This window comes from Rhodoferax sp. BLA1, assembly GCF_013416775.1.
GTDB lineage: Bacteria > Pseudomonadota > Gammaproteobacteria > Burkholderiales > Burkholderiaceae_C > Rhodoferax.
Genome location: NZ_SZVI01000008.1, coordinates 61701 through 77730, shown reverse-complemented (window position 1 = coordinate 77730; position 16030 = coordinate 61701). Strand labels below are relative to the sequence as shown.

Below are 16030 nucleotides of genomic sequence, written 5' to 3'. Positions count from 1 at the left end.
CAAAAAGTACAATCGAGCCAATAGCGTAACGAATTTTCAAAGGAATTCCCGTGGCAGGACACAGTAAATGGGCCAATATTCAGCACCGCAAAGGCCGTCAGGACGAGAAGCGCGGCAAGATCTGGACGCGCATCATCCGTGAGATCACCGTGGCTGCGCGCTCCGGTGGCGGCGACTTGTCCGCCAACCCGCGTTTGCGCCTAGCCATTGACCGCGCCAAGGCAGCCAACATGCCGGCGGATCGCATCAAATACAACATTGACAAAGCCACCGGCTCGCTCGACGGCATCAGTTACGAAGAAATCCGTTACGAGGGTTACGGCATTGGTGGCGCGGCCATCATTGTCGACACCATGACCGACAACAAGGTGCGCACCGTGGCCGAAGTTCGGCACGCGTTCTCCAAGTTTGGCGGCAACATGGGCACCGAGGGTTCGGTCGCGTTCCAGTTCAAACACTGCGGCCAGATCATTTTTGCCCCAGGTGTGAGTGAAGACAAGGTGATGGAAGTGGCGCTGGAAGCCGGTGCCGATGATGTGATCACTGACGAGGACGGCGCCATTGAGGTGATCACCCCGGTGGCAGATTTTGAAGCCATCAAGGACGCGCTGGTGGCCGCTGGCCTGACCCCCGCCGATGCCGAGGTGACCATGCGGCCCGAAAACCCGATCGAGGTCTCCGGCGACGAGGCAGCCCGCATGCAGAAGCTGCTCGACGCGATTGAAGACCTGGATGATGTACAAGCGGTGTACCACAACGCCCAACTCGACACCCAAGACTTATGAAAATCCTCGTCATTGGCGGCGGTGGCCGCGAACACGCCCTGGCCTGGAAACTGGCCCAGTCGCCCAAAACCCACAAGATCTACGTGGCACCGGGCAATGGCGGCACCGCGCTGGACCCGCAGTTTGAGAATGTGGACATCACCGACATCCAGCAGCTGCGTGAATGGGCGCTGGCCCAGAAGATCGCCCTGACGGTGGTGGGCCCCGAAGGGCCGCTGGCCGCGGGCGTGGTTGACGAGTTCCGCAAACACGGCCTGCGTGTGTTTGGCCCGACCCAGGCCGCAGCCCAGCTGGAAAGCTCCAAGGCGTTTTCCAAAGCCTTCATGAGGCGCCACGCCATTCCCACGGCCGAGTTTGAGACCTTTTCTGACCCGGTGCTGGCCCATGCCTACATCGACAAGATGGGTGCACCGATTGTGGTCAAGGCCGATGGCCTGGCCGCTGGCAAAGGTGTGGTGGTGGCCGCCACCCTGGCCGAGGCGCACGCGGCGGTGGACTTCATGCTGCTGGACAACACCCTGGGTGTGAGCCACAACGCCGGTGGCGCGCGGGTGGTCATTGAGGAGTTTTTGGCCGGGGAAGAAGCCAGCTTCATCGTGATGGTGGACGGCAAGAATGTGCTGCCACTGGCCACCAGCCAGGACCACAAACGCCTGCTCAATGGTGATCTGGGTCCCAACACCGGCGGTATGGGTGCGTATTCACCCGCACCCATCGTCACGCCCGATGTGCATGCACGCGCCATGCGCGAGATCATCCTGCCGACAATTCGCGGCATGGAAAAGGACGGTATCCCGTTCTCAGGCTTTTTGTACGCGGGCCTGATGATCGACGCCCAAGGCAAGCCCAAAACGCTCGAGTTCAACTGCCGCATGGGCGACCCCGAAACCCAGCCCATCATGATGCGCCTGAAGACCGATCTGGTGGACGTGATGCTGGCCGCCACCGAACCCGGCCCACACGGCAAGCTCGACCAGATTGAGCTGGAGTGGGACCGCCGCACCGCCCTGGGTGTGGTGTTGGCCGCCCACGGCTACCCGATGCAGCCGCGCAAAGGTGATGCCATTACCGGCATTCCCAAAGAAGTGGAGGACGCCTGTGTGTTCCATGCGGGCAGCACCCTGGTGGATGGGCAATTGCAAACCTCTGGCGGGCGTGTGCTCTGCGTGACGGTGCTCGCCGACAACGTGCGCCTGGCCCAGCAGCGTGCCTACGAGGTGGCCGCAGGTATTCGCTTTGATGGCATGCAATACCGCACCGACATTGGGTACCGTGCTATCAAAGGTACATCTGCATGACAGCCGAGGTGAGCCAGCCGGGGGATGTGACAGCGCAGGTCAGCAACTACCTGCGTGGCCTGCAGGCGCGTATCACCGGCGCCATCAGTGAGATCGACGGCAGCACCTTCCTGACCGATGCCTGGCACAAAGCGCCTAGCGACAAGTTGCAAGGGCAGGGCATCACCCAGATTCTGGAAAATGGCCCGGTGTTCGAGCGTGCGGGTTGCGGTTTTTCGCATGTGCGCGGCCCGAGCCTGCCGCCCTCAGCCACGCAGCACCGCCCTGGCCTGGTGGGTGTGCCGTTTGAGGCCATGGGGGTGTCGTTGGTGTTCCACCCGCGCAACCCCTATGTGCCCACGGTGCACATGAATGTGCGCATGATTTCGGCCACCGCCAGTGATGGTTCGGTGGTGTGCTGGTTTGGCGGTGGCATGGACCTGACGCCGTATTACGGTTTTGAGGAAGATGCGCTGCACTTCCACCAGAGCTGCAAAAACGCTTTGGCCCCGTTTGGTGACGATAAATACCCGCGTTTCAAGACCTGGTGTGACGACTACTTCTGCAACAAACACCGGGGCGAACAGCGTGGTGTGGGCGGCGTGTTTTTTGACGATTTCCAGGAACTGGGCTTTGAGCGCAGCCTGGCCATGATGCAGTCGGTGGCGGACAGTTTTCTGGGTGCTTACCTGCCTATCGTGTTGCGCCGCAAGGACACGCCCTATGGTGAGCGCGAACGCAATTTCCAGCTCTACCGGCGCGGCCGATATGTGGAGTTCAACCTGGTGTGGGACCGGGGCACCCACTTTGGCCTGCAGTCGGGTGGGCGCACCGAGTCGATTTTGCTGTCGATGCCGCCGCTGGTGAGCTGGGCCTACAGCCAGGTACACGCGCCGGGTACGCCTGAGGCCGCGTTGACAGAGCAGTTTCTGGTGCGTCGGGAGTGGCTCTGAGCTCGTCTGGCGTGGCCCCCAAACGCATCGGGATCCTGGGTGGCTCATTTGACCCGCCGCACCTGGCGCATGTGGCGCTGGGGCAGGCCGCCGTGGCCCAGCTGGCGCTGGACGGCCTGTGTGTGGTGCCCACCGGCCAGGCCTGGCACAAAGCCCGGGTACTGAGCGAGGCCACACACCGTCTGGCCATGACGCAGCTGGCGTTTGCCGGCATCCCCCAGGCCTGGGTCGATCCGCGTGAAACCCAACGCGCCGGGCCCAGTTACACCATCGACACCCTGCGTGAGTTGTGTGCCGAGTTCAGCCAGGCCGAGTTGTTCCTGATCATCGGCGCCGATCAGGCGCAAGCGCTGACGACTTGGCAGTCGTGGCAGGAGATTCTGCAATCAGCTACAATATGTGTAGCTGATCGCCCAGATCTAACGAGGGTCAGGGCCGTATTTGATGCAGAAAAGGCGTATCCCGAGCGTTTTTTCCACCTGCAAATGCCATCGATGGCCATCAGCGCAACCGACATCCGCTCTGCCATTTCTACCCACCAAAACGTGACGGCACTGGTGGGCGAGAGCGTTGCGCGTTATATTGCCGACCACCACCTTTACCTATCCTCTTGATGACTACCAAAACCACCACCCCGACCGCTGCCAAACGCGCCGCCAAAACCCCCGCCAAATCGGCTGCCAAGACCACCGCGAAAGCGGCCAGCCAGGCGCTGACGCCGCTGGAAGCCGAAGAGCGCCAACGCGCCGTCACCAAACCAGCGGTCAAACCCGTGGACAAGTCCGAGGCCAAGGCGGATGGCAAGAAAAACGTGCAAAAACTGCAACGTGCGATTGTGGACGGGCTCGAAGACGTCAAGGCGCAGGAGATTGTGGTGTTTGACACAGAAGAGTTGTCCTCGCTGTTTGAGCGGGTGATCATCGCCTCGGGCACTTCCAACCGGCAAACCAAGGCGCTGGCCATGAGTGTGGTGGATGCGGTGCGTGACGCCGGTTTCCCCAAACCCCGGGTTGAGGGTGAAGCCAACGGCGAGTGGATCATTGTGGATTGTGGCCAGGCCGTGGTGCATGTGATGCAGCCCAGCTACCGCACTTATTACAACCTCGAAGAGCTGTGGGGTGAAAAACCGGTGCGCCTGAAACTCGGTGCCGCCAAACCGGTGGTGGCCAAGGCCGTCAAGGCGCCCGCCGCGCCGACCCAGCCGGCCCGTGCCGCCAAACCCGAGACCAGCTTGCGCCGCTCCAGTGCTGCCAAGAAGGGTGTGGAAGACGCTTTCCCCTCCAAAGCACAGCTCAGAAAGCAGGAAGAGGCCAAGGCTGCTGCTGCGAAAAAAGTAGCATCCAAAGCTTCACCCACAAGGGCTAGAGGCACAAAAGATGCTGAAACTGTGGCCAAACCCCGGATCAAGACCCTGGTGGTGAACGCGCCCAGCAAGCCCGCTGCCAAAAAATCTGCGGCCAAGTCTGCGCCCGCCAAACGGGCCGCCAAACCCGCTTCGCGCAAAGCCTGAGTGTGCGGCTGCTGATTGTTGCGGTAGGTCAGCGTGTGCCCGACTGGGCACAAACCGCCTGGGACGATTACGCCAAACGTTTTCCGTTCGAGATCAAGCTCGAACTCAAAGCGGTCAAAACCGAGCCACGCGCCTCCAAGTCGCTGGAAACCATCTACGCCGCTGAACGCGCCCGTATTGAGGCGGCCATTCCGAAAGGCTGTCGCATTGTGGCGCTGGACGAACGTGGCACCACGCTGACCACCATGGCGCTGGCCGGCAAGCTCAAGGACTGGCAGTTGTCGGGCGGTGATGTGGCGCTGGTGATCGGTGGCCCGGACGGGTTGGATCCGGCTTTTCGGCAGGCAGCGCATGAGCGGATTCGTTTGTCCGATCTGACGCTGCCCCATGCCATGGTGCGGGTGTTGCTGGTGGAGCAGCTCTACCGTGCCTGGTCGATCAATGCCAACCACCCATACCACCGGGAATAGTCAGACATGAAGCCATTCGTTTACCTGGCCTCCCAAAGCCCGCGGCGCAGGCAGCTGCTGGAGCAGCTTGGCGTGGCCTATGAGTTGCTGTTGCCTGATGCGGATGAAGACGCGGAAGCTTTGGAAGCAGTCCTGCCGCGTGAGGTGCCGCAGGCCTATGTGCAGCGTGTCACCCAGCTCAAGCTCGACGCGGCCTTGGCGCGGCTGAAAAAGCGTGGCCTGCCTGCTGCGCCCGTCTTGTGCTCAGACACCACGGTGGCGCTGGGGAGGGTGATTCTGGGCAAGCCGCTGGACGAAACTGACGCGGTGCGTATCCTGCGTGCCCTGTCGGGTAAAACCCACCGAGTGCTCACAGCGGTGGCACTGGGCACCGAACAACAGCGCCAGCAGGCGGTATCGATCTCCAAAGTGACTTTTGCCCCCATGTTTGATGCGCAGATCCAGGCCTATGTGGACAGTGGCGAGCCGATGGGCAAGGCGGGTGCTTATGGGGTGCAGGGCAGGGTGGCGGCACACATTGCCCACATCAGCGGCAGTTACAGCGGCATCATGGGTTTGCCAATGTATGAGACGAACACCTTGTTGCAGGGTTTTGGGCTGGGCCGTTAGGCCGCGAGGCGTTACAGTCTGCCCCCTATGCAAGAAGATATTCTGATCAATTGGGCGCCGCAGGAGACGCGTGTGGCCATTGTCGAGGGCGGTGCGCTGCAGGAGTTGCACGTCGAGCGCTCGCTTGAGCGTGGCCTGGTGAGCAACGTCTACCTGGGCAAGGTGGTTCGGGTGCTGCCAGGCATGCAGTCGGCCTTCATCGACATTGGTCTGGAGCGCGCCGCGTTTTTGCATGTGGCCGATGTCTGGCACCCACCTGCCGAGGGTGAAACCATTTCCAACGCGCGTGCGGCAGCTTCGCAGATCCCGATTGAAAAACAGGTGTTTGAGGGCCAGAGCCTGATGGTTCAGGTGATCAAGGATCCGATTGGCACCAAGGGTGCACGCCTGTCCACCCAGATCAGCATTGCCGGGCGCATGCTGGTTTTTTTGCCGCAGGACGACCACATTGGTGTGTCGCAAAAGATCCCGACCGAGCAGCGCGAGAGCCTGCGCCAGCGCGTTCAGTCGCTGGTGGGAGACATGGGCGGGGGCTTCATCCTGCGCACCAATGCCGAGGACGCCAGCGATCAGGAACTGGCTGACGACATCGCCTACCTGCGCAAAGCCTGGAAACGCATCCGTGAAGCGGCGACCAGGCTGCCTGCCAGCTCCTTGTTGCACCAGGATTTGAGTCTGATGCAGCGGGTGCTGCGCGACATGGTGGGCGAACGCACCGTCTCTATCCGGGTGGACTCGCTGGAGCAGTTTGAGGCCTTGAAAGCCTTTGGGGTGGAGTTCATGCCCGCTGCGGCGCAGAAGCTGCAGCACTACAAGGGTGAACGGCCGATTTTTGATTTGCACTCGATTGACGAGGACATCGCCAAGGCGCTGGGGCGTCGGGTGGAGCTGAAGTCGGGTGGTTACCTGATCGTGGACCAGACCGAGGCGCTGACCACGGTGGATGTCAACACCGGTGGTTTTGTCGGCGCCCGCAACTTTGATGACACCATCTTCAGAACCAACCTGGAAGCCGCACAAGCCATTGCCAGGCAGCTGCGTCTGCGTAACCTGGGCGGCATCATTGTGGTGGACTTCATCGACATGGAGCGTGAGGAACACCGCCAGGCGGTGTTGACCGAAATGCGCAAACAACTGGCGCGTGACCGCGTCAAAACCATGTGTGGCGGCTTTTCGCAGCTGGGGCTGGTGGAGATGACACGCAAGCGCACCCGCGAGTCCCTGGCGCACATGTTGTGTGAACCCTGCCCGCTGTGCCAGGGCAAAGGCATTGTCAAAACGCCACGCAGTGTGGCCTACGATATTTTCCGCGAGATTTTGCGCGAGGCGCGCCAGTTCAACCCCAAAGAATTCCGTGTGGTGGCCTCACCCAAGGTCATCGAGCTGTTTCTGGACGAAGAAAGCCAGCATCTGGCGGGCCTCTCCGAGTTCATTGGCAAGCCAGTGTCACTGCAAAGCGAAGGTGCCATGGGGCAGGAGCAGTACGACATTGTGTTGCTGTGATACCGGTAAGTCGGTTTCTTGTGTGGTGCTGCCTGGGAATTGGATGTTGTGTGGAGTGGAGTGGGCCGAGGCTTACACAATGTCGGTCCTGCAGGTGGCTTGTTACATTCTTCGGCGAGTCAACACAAACGCATATTCTGGTTAGATATCTTTTGCTTATTATGTATGAGCATTACTATCTGCAATGTGCTCCAATTTTCAGTGCACATAACGATGGGTTCTACTTGTTATTATTGGCATAAGGGCGTTTCACTCATTATGGTCTATCTTAAAGTCGCTTGCCGGACCTTCAATAATTACACAAATTTTGGCTATTTATCCACGCAAAGAGTGCGGCATAAATAGTGATAATTTTATATCTTATATTTAAATGAACTACAAATTGCCAATTTCATTTAGAGGGGTGTATTGGATTTTTTTGGCGTACTTGGCTATTCTGCCACTTGCTAATACCACTGCATTAAGAAATATTTTTCTTTTAACACTTGTTTGTTTAATTGGATATCACATTTTTTTTACCAATTTTTTGGTGGAGAAAGATTTTGAGCTGCGAAGTATTCCATTGCCTCTTGTTGTCTGGTTTTGTTTTTTAATTCTTTTTCCGCTCTGGGCTGAGCAAACAGATGTTGCGTGGATGAATCTTAAAGGGCAATGGGGGCAGTCTATTCTTGCTTGGTGTGTTGGTATTGGCGTTGCGCTAATTCTTGGGCGACAGGGGCCAAGTCTGTGGGGTCTGGCTGTTGCAAGTACTTTGCCTGTTGTAATTCACTTAACTTTGACTCTGCTGGCATGGTCGGGTGCATTTGGTACCAATTTCTCTGACAGTATATCCATTGGTGAGATATGGAGTTCTCTGATCCAAATGTTTGATTCCAGCATGCATGGAGATTCTGTTTCGCATGGCTTTCCATGGGGTTTCCGTGGATACGATCCTATGCATGGAAACCTCGGTTACGCCGCTTGTCAGGCTATCGTGTTGTTTGTGGTTTGCGCTGATATTGCGTGGCGGAAAGATCAACATGATAGATTCTGGGCAGCTGTAGCTGCTGTCACGCTTTGTTTTTTGAGCGTGTTTATAGCCAGTTCAAGGGGGGCTGTTCTGTTTGGAATTGTTATGTTGTTAATTGCATCTGTAGCTATTTATTTTAGAAATCTACAGAAAAAAATCGCATATAAAAAACGAAATTCTAGAAGATTAAATTTTAGATTACTTTTTGGAGTGCTAATTTCTCTTATTTTTGTGGGCGCATTTGCTGTAAAGATTGTTGGGAGTGATTCGCGATGGGTAGGTGTGGTCGATAAAATGTCAGTGGGCTTTGATATAGAAAATCCTATAGATTTTTTGTGTAATGGATTGTCGTTGGCGGATCAGGAAAAAATTAAATATCGTTACAGAAATGAATTGCCAAAATACTCTGATGAATTAATTGGAAGTTTGAGTTCGGATGGGGGGCGAGTTGTTTTGATGCGCGCAGGATTCTCATTGATTTTAGAAAATTGGCGTGGTATTGACGGTTCAAGATCAACTTATGAGAGGCTTATTGAAAATAAGTGCGGACATCCACCAGTGATGCATTTTGCACATACACATCAGGCTTGGATGGATGTTATTTTGGCATTGGGTTTAGTTGGTGCATTGCTGCTTGCATGGGTTTTTATCTTCTTCATGCTTGAAGGTTGGCGTAACACCAAGAGACTTGATTTTAGTGCTTGGGCATTTGCCCTATTTCTGATAACTATGTTTTGGATCTTGAGAGGATTTATGGATTCGGTTTATCGTGAGCATTATCTGCAAATGCAAGCGACGATTATTTCTTATTTGTATTTCAGAAAATATAATTCGATTGACATTGGAAAAAATTACGTTACTTCTCTCAAAATAAATGTTTGAAATTTTTTTTGTTTTTTGCCAGGCTGATTTTTAATCTCTCTTTGATTGTACGTTTGAGAGATGTTTTGTAACTTACGCCGGTGCCGCCACCTACGCCGCAGATAATTGGTGGCTCTCTAAGTAAACATGCTTTTATATTGTTTTTTTGAATGGATTCAAGAAAGCACTCCTCTAAGCCATATCCCATATCTATTTTGATGTTTAAATGGACGTTCGTGAAAAATCTCTCATAAGCACTAATGCTGGCTATGTAAAATCGAGTGTCAATGTATTTTAGTTTTATGGGTTTGAATAGGGAGAAGGCATTAACGAAAACGCCTTTAAAGAGAAGATTTTCATTCCACTCTGACAGGCATTCAAGATAGTTTTTAACCCAGAGTTTGGACGTGCATTTGGTGAAGCAACCGGCCTTTGATATAGACTCTGAGTGAGCTACTGCATATTTAACGATTTCTCCTTCGCCAAAACCTCGTCCATATTTTCTTACCATATCTTTGCTGTTTTCAAAGAAAATGCATTCGATTTTTGAGTTGGGGAATTCCTTTGTAATAAGTGGAGTGAAATCAAAACCGGAGCCGTCACATAAAGTGATTTGTAAGCCGGGATCAATGGCGAGCCATTCCTTGATCGATTCAAGTGCAAATGCTATTCTTTTATCGGCATCAGTAAGTTTTACACTTGTATCATGTGCAATGATGCTTGAAGTTAGTAGTATTGGGATGCTATTTGCTTTCAAAGAAGTATGCCTTAATTTTATTGTTGTTGATTTTTAATTTTTCTAAAAATATTTTGGAAGTTTGAGAGATTTTGTTTTTGAGTAATCCTGATTTTGAAAATTACTTTTTCATCCAGAGCGACTTCCAGTTTCTCTTTTTTTTTGGGGTGAGATCTAATCCGAAATTCCAGTTTGATTGTTTAATTATTCCTAGATAATTTCGAGAAATCACCTCTTCGGTTTCGCCAATCTCTTTGCTTTCATCGTATTGCTGTTTGTAATGAAATACTTTGAAAAGAGGTTCTATCGGCATTAGGCGGATTGGGGTGTATTTGAGTAATGCTTCGCCATACAATAGCATTTCGTTTGGATACTCTCGAATAAGATCCGCAAAACTGCAATCCTTTGTTGCTATGTATTTTTCATCCAATGTTTTCCAAACTAAAGATGAGCATATGATAGGTAGCGGTCCAAAATCATACACTCGCCCCGATCGATCAAAGCGCTGTTGGCCTTGAATACGATCTTTTATGAAATCACTTCTGATTTTGTGCTTGCCATGACGAGCAGCAAAGCTGAGAAGATCTCTTCCCTCATGCATGACGGTATAAGGTGTTTCTTCGTCATACATAAAGTCTTTGTATGCAAATGGCTTAATAAAGTATGCGTCTGAATCAATCATTACATAATTTTGACAAATTTTCAAGCGCCAAAATTCCGACTTGATGACCTGTTGTAGGAGGTTGCCTGGCATCTCATGCATTAAATCAATAGAGTGCTTTGGATTTGCCAGCAAGATCTCTTCATCTTGAATTAAGGTGTAAGTGAGTCCAGTGAGTTTCTCTTGAAAAAGATCCATATCCGAAGCCGGTACAGATATATAAAATGGAATGTGGTCAGAATTGTACTTTTGCACACTTTTGGTCAGTTCTACAACGCGAAGAACATCATTTTTGTAAGATTTGCAAAAGAGTACCAAATTCTTCATGTTAATGCTGTCCGTGTCGCTTTGACTCTTTTTGTGTAGTCAGATTATCCGTCAAGGCCACTATTTTTGAAACTGCGTCTTCCACAGTGAATGGGTTTGATTTAATATTGTCTGGAAGCTCACTGGTTTCCCAGGTATTGAATATTTCTAGTAGCTTGTTTTGTAAATCGGCAACATCAAGAGCGTTAACTACAGTGTGCTTCCGCTCATTAAGAATATTTTCTAGTTGAGCATTTCTCCAAATCAAGCCAAGTATCGGACGTTTAGCCCAAAGATATTCAAATAGTTTTGATGGTATGTATTCTTCGCAGAAGGGGTCGCCGCCATGCAACAGCAGAAGCACATCTGAGCGACGCATTGCTTCCAGTACCTGTTGCCTACCGCTTTTTCCAGTGGTTAAATCTGTTTCTAGGCGGCCATGCTCTACGACAATGCCGGGTAGAGGAAAACGGGCTAAAACTTCTCTTGACACTGAGTCCAGTTTAGAGCTGTATATATCTATCTGGACTTTGTTGCCATACTGCGGATTTTTTTCCAATACACCATGCAAAGCTTCAATAAAGACTGCAAGATTTCTCGTCTCAGCCAATGAGCCGCAGTGGGCAAAATGTAGGCGCTCTCTTTTTCTGTACACGGCGTCTTGAAAATCAGGAGCTGCCACACCCGGTATGATCATGTGGCCCTTTGAGCCAAGGTCAGGATTTCGTTCACTTGCCCTAGCTAAGGCCATCTCCGTAAACCACCACGCAGCCGAAGCATGTTTGCAGATTTTTTGTTCAAGATATTTGGCCCAGCCGTAGGCCATCCGTGAGTTTCGCCATTCTCCATGAATCATTGGATCATGAAGTTCTGCGATCCATGGGATGTGATAACGCCGAGCTAGCAGGAAGCCTGCAAGATGGGCAGAATTGGCCCCACCAGTCGAATAAATTATCGTCGGGTTATGTTTGCGGATCATTGCCGCGCCCTTGATATAAGCCATGACGAACCAGGACCACTGACTTTCCAGATGAATGAATGTGCGCTCAAGTAGATAGAAAGGTAAGAGTACCAAAGAAAATAGCCCTCTGACGATCTTGAAAGAAAGCGGGTTGCGAAGATATTTTCTTAGAATGTGCCGCATATCAAACTTCAATCCAGAGGGTGCTATAGCCGGCACTTGATGATGTTCGATAAAGATATCTTTTGTCCCGGTTTGAGCACTGACCACAATCGGCGTAATACCCTGTTGTATCAGGAATGGAATTTTATCGGTTATGGTTTGGCTAGCTGCACGGCCGTCCATATTAAAAGCGTGGGAAAGGATCAGCCATTTTCCACGACTTTCGTTCAGCTGAATAGTTTTTGTCATATCGTTATCATGCATTAAGGTTCGGTGTGTTGACAGTTGGGCTTGCCAAGCAGACCGCCATTGCCGCCAGAACTTCATCTTCTGTAATCTCTAGCATGCAGGGACTCGCAGTTTGTCCACTGTCATCGCATCCTGCCTTGCCACAAGGGACACATTCTCGGTCTTTTTGAACCACGACGATATTTCCTCGTTGTAGTCTGCCTCGCTGCGGTGGACATACCTGATCTGGAGAGCCTGGGTTGTACCAAGGGAACCAACGCGAGATAAATGTCGGGCCATATAGGGCGACCATGGGTATGCCGACGCTTGCTGCTAAGTGACTGATGGCGGTGTCCAGGCCGAGGTAACATTTGGCGCGCTTGAGCAGGCAGGTCATCTGATTGATGGAGAGATCACCTGCAATAAGCGTTGGTTGGTGACGGCACAGCAACGCAGCATTGGCAAGCCCAGCCTTCTCCTCTGCTGAAGGTGATGATGTCCAAACTGGATGCAGGCCGTATCGCTCGACAATTGCATCACTGACTGCGGCAAATCTTTCTGGTCGCCAGTATTTGTAGATCCATCGGGCAAAAGGATGAACCACGAAGTAGGGAGTGTTCACACCACGTTCATTGAGAATGCTGTTGACTCTGGCTTCATCTGCGCTGTCCCAAAAAATATCGACTGTCAGATGCGTATAAGGTATTTGTAGTGCTTTGGCAATAACTCCGCAATGATGTACGACAGGAATATCTTCCGGAAAGACAAGCGGGTGGGTAAGTAGCAGTCGTTGCCAGATATTTTTCAGTGAGTTGCCTTTGTTGCGAAATCCGATTCGCGTGACTCTTCCTGCTAGCAGTACTGCAATATTTCCTCTGTCAGATGAATTCATGTTGATGGCCAAGTCATAGCTTCGGAATATTTGGCCTAGGTACCCATCGTTTTTTTTATTGTTGTCAACGTAGATAACTTTTCGCACACGTTGATCCTTTTCCAGGAATTCACCGGTTCCTCGATTGACCAAAATATCTATATCGGCTTCAGGGTATGCTTGTCTGAGCAAGGCAATGAGGGGGGTCGTCAATATGACGTCACCAATCAGACGAATGTTGGCGATGAGTATATTTTTTGGCGAGGATGTCATTATTTCTGCTTCTGGTCGCGAGGATTGAGTATGCTCGACCTCATATAGGGATAAACGTCAACATATTGCTGGCGCAAAAATGGGTTATTGCGTCAAGCCTGCTGGTTCGGGGCCCAGAATGCAAATGCCTGCTTTCTGCGAGAAGCCACTGTGTTGATCACTGCACATGTATTGGGCTTAGGTGTCGTTCAGAAGGCTAGCTTTTGTCACTGTCACTGTCACGTAACAGCTAACTATTTGCTTTTACATCTGAATCTGATTCAGATTGGCGTAGTACCCGGCGGCAGAGATCAGTTCAGCGTGCGTGCCAGATTCAACGATACAGCCTTTGTCCAGCACCATGATACGGTCTGAGTTTTCGATGGTGCTTAGTCTGTGGGCAATCACCAGCGTTGTGCGGTTTTTCATCAACACCGCCAATGCCGCTTGGACTTGACGCTCTGACTCGGTATCGAGTGCTGATGTGGCTTCGTCGAGAATAAGAATGGGTGCATCCTTGAGCAAGGCACGTGCTATGGCGATACGTTGACGTTGGCCCCCAGAAAGTTTGGCGCCGTCTTCGCCGATCAGCGTGGACAGTCCTTCTGGCAACTGCTGAATGAATTCCCAAGCGTTCGCCGCTATAGCTGCTGCAATCACTTTGTCGCGGTCGCAATGGTTGCTTAGTCCAAAGGCGATGTTGGCCTCAATCGTGTCGTTAAAAAGCACAATGTCTTGACTGACCAAAGCGATGTTTTGTCGCAGACTTTCCAATGTCAGCTCAAGGATGTTGATGCCGTCAATGCGAATTTGTCCGGCGGTTGGGCTGTAAAAGCGTGGTATCAGTGCGCTGACGGTGGTTTTACCTCCTCCAGACGCTCCAACAAAAGCCACCGTTTGTCCTGCGTTCACGCTAAAGCTGATGTTGTTCAGTGCGAGCCGTTCGGCGCCGGGGTAACTGAAACTCACTTGCTCAAAAACGATATCTCCTTTTGCCTCAATGAGTTTTTTATCACCCGTGTCTGTTTCTGCGTTTTGGTCAAGCAGTGCAAAGACGCTCTCACACGCAGCTAGTCCACGTTGCAAAATTGGACTGATGCTGGTTAACTGTTTGATGGGAGATATCAGCAATAGCATGGCGGTGATGAACGATACAAAACCGCCCGCTGAAGTACTGGCCTGACCAGTGGTTTGGCTCAGTGCCAAGTAGGCGATCAAGGCAACGGCTAGAGATGCCGAAAGATGGGTGATGGGCGTCATCGCTGAAGCGGGCAATGCCTCACGCATCATGGATCTGCGAAAACGCTCTGTGTTTTTGAAGAAGCGTTCGGTTTGCTGGGTTTGGCCACCAAATATCTTGATGATTTTGTGGGCGGAAGCTGTTTCTTCAATGGTGTGCGACATCGAACGGATCGCTTCAAAACTTGAACGACTGGCAGCACGTATGCGTTTGCTAAACCCTTTCACGATGACTGCAATCAAGGGGCCAATGGCCAGTGTGATCAGCGTCAGTTTCCAGTCCAGATACAGCAGATAAACCAGCAGTGCCACGCCAGTAAGAGATTCCCGAATGGCGGTGACAAGGACACTGGTTGCCGCTAGATTGACGTTGTCAGCATCGTACAAAATACGAGAAATCAGTTTGCCTGATGATTGGTCATGGAAAGCTTGTGTTGGCAAAAAAAGAATTTTGTCGAACATCTCGCGTCGCAGGTCTGTGACCAGATGTGTAGAAGTCCATGTCATCAAGTAACTGGTACAAAAAGTCAGTATGCCTCGAACAAAAAACAACGCTACGATCCCGAGCGGAATGAGCCAGATCAGCCTTTTGTCTGGTGTCTGGAACCCGTTGTCCAGCAGGTATTTCATGATGGCAGGGAATACCGGTTCGGTAGCAGCTGTGCATACCATGCCTAAAACAGCCAGGCCAAACGCCTTCCAATACGGGCGGAGATAGGTCAAGAGCCTGGCATAGAGCGCGCGACTACTTTGCGGAGCGGGGTTAGACATGAAGTGACTGATTGAACGCCTGGTGCATCCATTACGGATTCACGCAGAGCCTCCTGAAACGGCGAGGCAGTTATTATCAGTTGAACTCCGTCACCTCCAAGAATGTCTATGCGTCTTTCCGTTGTTGTCATCACCCGCAATGAGCAACTTAACATCGAATCCTGTCTGCGGTCTGTTGAATTTGCTGATGAGCTTGTGGTGGTGGACAACACGAGCTCTGACCAGACTGCGGACTTGGCGCGTCAACGGGGTGCAAAGGTGGCTGTGACTCCAGATTGGCCTGGTTTTGGCCCGCAGAAAAATCGAGCGCTGGATCTGGCTACCGGGGATTGGGTGTTGTCTCTGGACGCCGATGAGCGTGTTACACCTGAACTTCGCCAGGAAATTTTGACGGTGATCGCTAGAGCCGATGCTGCAGACTGTTACAGCATTCCTCGCTCATCCTGGTTTTGTGGCCGTTTCATTCGACACTCTGGCTGGACCCCAGACTATGTGGATCGTCTGTTCAAGCGGGGTTCTGCCCGTTTTTCCGATGATCTGGTGCATGAAAGGCTGGTTCATCGGGGGCAATCGCAATCGCTTAAAAATGCATTGCTTCACTATAGCCACCGCAGTTTCTCGGATGTTTTGACCAAGATTGATCGCTATTCCACAGCCTCTGCACAACAGGCTTGGGGTCGGGGCAAGCGATCCTCCGTATGGGGGGCCGTCGGGCATGGTTTGTGGGCCTTTGTCCGGACCTATGTTTTCAAGGCTGGATTTCTGGATGGTGGTCATGGACTAGCATTGGCCATTGCCAACGCGGAAGGCAGCTATTACCGACACATCAAACTCTGGCAACTGGCGCAGCCAGCCAATCAGTGATC

15 protein-coding genes are annotated in these 16030 nt (G+C 52.1%); 10 read left to right on the top strand and 5 right to left on the bottom strand.

Going from position 1 to position 16030, the window contains the following annotated elements; all coding sequences use genetic code 11:
- Positions 1 to 50 precede the first annotated feature (50 nt).
- The 9 genes from FDG13_RS08190 (at position 51) to FDG13_RS08150 (ending at position 8998) form a co-directional block, all read left to right on the top strand.
- Entirely contained in the window at positions 51 to 785 is a 735-nt protein-coding gene (locus FDG13_RS08190) for a YebC/PmpR family DNA-binding transcriptional regulator (protein ID WP_180126586.1), read from the top strand.
- Positions 782 to 2083, top strand: a complete 1302-nt coding sequence (purD, locus tag FDG13_RS08185; protein WP_180126584.1) for a phosphoribosylamine--glycine ligase — start codon at positions 782 to 784, stop codon at positions 2081 to 2083. Before FDG13_RS08190 ends, purD begins: the two co-directional genes overlap by 4 nt.
- Positions 2080 to 3015 (top strand): oxygen-dependent coproporphyrinogen oxidase, encoded by a 936-nt coding sequence (gene hemF, locus FDG13_RS08180; protein WP_180126582.1) that lies wholly within the window; start codon positions 2080 to 2082, stop codon positions 3013 to 3015. Before purD ends, hemF begins: the two co-directional genes overlap by 4 nt.
- A complete protein-coding gene (gene nadD / locus FDG13_RS08175) occupies positions 3006 to 3629 on the top strand; it encodes a nicotinate-nucleotide adenylyltransferase (protein ID WP_370528193.1) in 624 nt (207 codons plus the stop codon). The genes hemF and nadD overlap by 10 nt, the downstream gene beginning before the upstream one ends.
- The gene (rsfS, locus tag FDG13_RS08170; protein WP_180126580.1) at positions 3629 to 4525 is read left to right on the top strand and encodes a ribosome silencing factor; all 897 of its coding nucleotides are present in this window, start codon (positions 3629 to 3631) and stop codon (positions 4523 to 4525) included. Before nadD ends, rsfS begins: the two co-directional genes overlap by 1 nt.
- Before the next feature lie 2 nt (positions 4526 to 4527).
- The gene (gene rlmH / locus FDG13_RS08165) at positions 4528 to 4995 is read left to right on the top strand and encodes a 23S rRNA (pseudouridine(1915)-N(3))-methyltransferase RlmH (RefSeq protein WP_078365847.1); all 468 of its coding nucleotides are present in this window, start codon (positions 4528 to 4530) and stop codon (positions 4993 to 4995) included.
- 6 nt (positions 4996 to 5001) lie between these two features.
- Complete coding sequence (locus FDG13_RS08160) at positions 5002 to 5604, top strand: nucleoside triphosphate pyrophosphatase (protein ID WP_180126578.1); 603 nt, start codon at positions 5002 to 5004, stop codon at positions 5602 to 5604.
- A 27-nt stretch (positions 5605 to 5631) separates the two neighbouring features.
- On the top strand, positions 5632 to 7107 hold the full coding sequence (gene rng / locus FDG13_RS08155) for a ribonuclease G (protein WP_180126575.1): 1476 nt from the start codon (positions 5632 to 5634) through the stop codon (positions 7105 to 7107).
- Between the two features lie 370 nt (positions 7108 to 7477).
- Entirely contained in the window at positions 7478 to 8998 is a 1521-nt protein-coding gene (locus tag FDG13_RS08150; RefSeq protein WP_180126573.1) for an O-antigen ligase family protein, read from the top strand.
- On the opposite strand, the gene FDG13_RS08145 is transcribed toward FDG13_RS08150, so the two are convergent.
- The 5 genes from FDG13_RS08145 to msbA all read right to left on the bottom strand — a co-directional run bounded on the left by FDG13_RS08145 (position 8982) and on the right by msbA (position 15164).
- Positions 8982 to 9734, bottom strand: coding sequence for a hypothetical protein (locus tag FDG13_RS08145; RefSeq protein ID WP_180126571.1), 753 nt, complete (start codon positions 9732 to 9734; stop codon positions 8982 to 8984). The genes FDG13_RS08150 and FDG13_RS08145 overlap by 17 nt on opposite strands.
- A gap of 100 nt (positions 9735 to 9834) precedes the next feature.
- Entirely contained in the window at positions 9835 to 10701 is an 867-nt protein-coding gene (locus FDG13_RS08140; RefSeq protein ID WP_180126569.1) for a DUF6492 family protein, read from the bottom strand.
- Position 10702: 1 nt separating this feature from the next.
- The gene (locus FDG13_RS08135; RefSeq protein WP_180126567.1) at positions 10703 to 12052 is read right to left on the bottom strand and encodes a hypothetical protein; all 1350 of its coding nucleotides are present in this window, start codon (positions 12050 to 12052) and stop codon (positions 10703 to 10705) included.
- 7 nt (positions 12053 to 12059) lie between these two features.
- A complete protein-coding gene (locus FDG13_RS08130; protein ID WP_180126565.1) occupies positions 12060 to 13175 on the bottom strand; it encodes a glycosyltransferase family 9 protein in 1116 nt (371 codons plus the stop codon).
- Positions 13176 to 13418: 243 nt separating this feature from the next.
- A complete protein-coding gene (gene msbA / locus FDG13_RS08125; protein WP_180126563.1) occupies positions 13419 to 15164 on the bottom strand; it encodes a lipid A export permease/ATP-binding protein MsbA in 1746 nt (581 codons plus the stop codon).
- 108 nt (positions 15165 to 15272) lie between these two features.
- Between msbA and FDG13_RS08120 the strand changes: the two genes are divergently transcribed.
- Positions 15273 to 16028 carry a glycosyltransferase family 2 protein gene (locus tag FDG13_RS08120; RefSeq protein ID WP_180126560.1) on the top strand — a complete coding sequence of 252 codons (756 nt, stop codon included), beginning with the start codon at positions 15273 to 15275 and terminating at the stop codon, positions 16026 to 16028.
- The last annotated feature ends 2 nt before the right edge of the window (positions 16029 to 16030 follow it).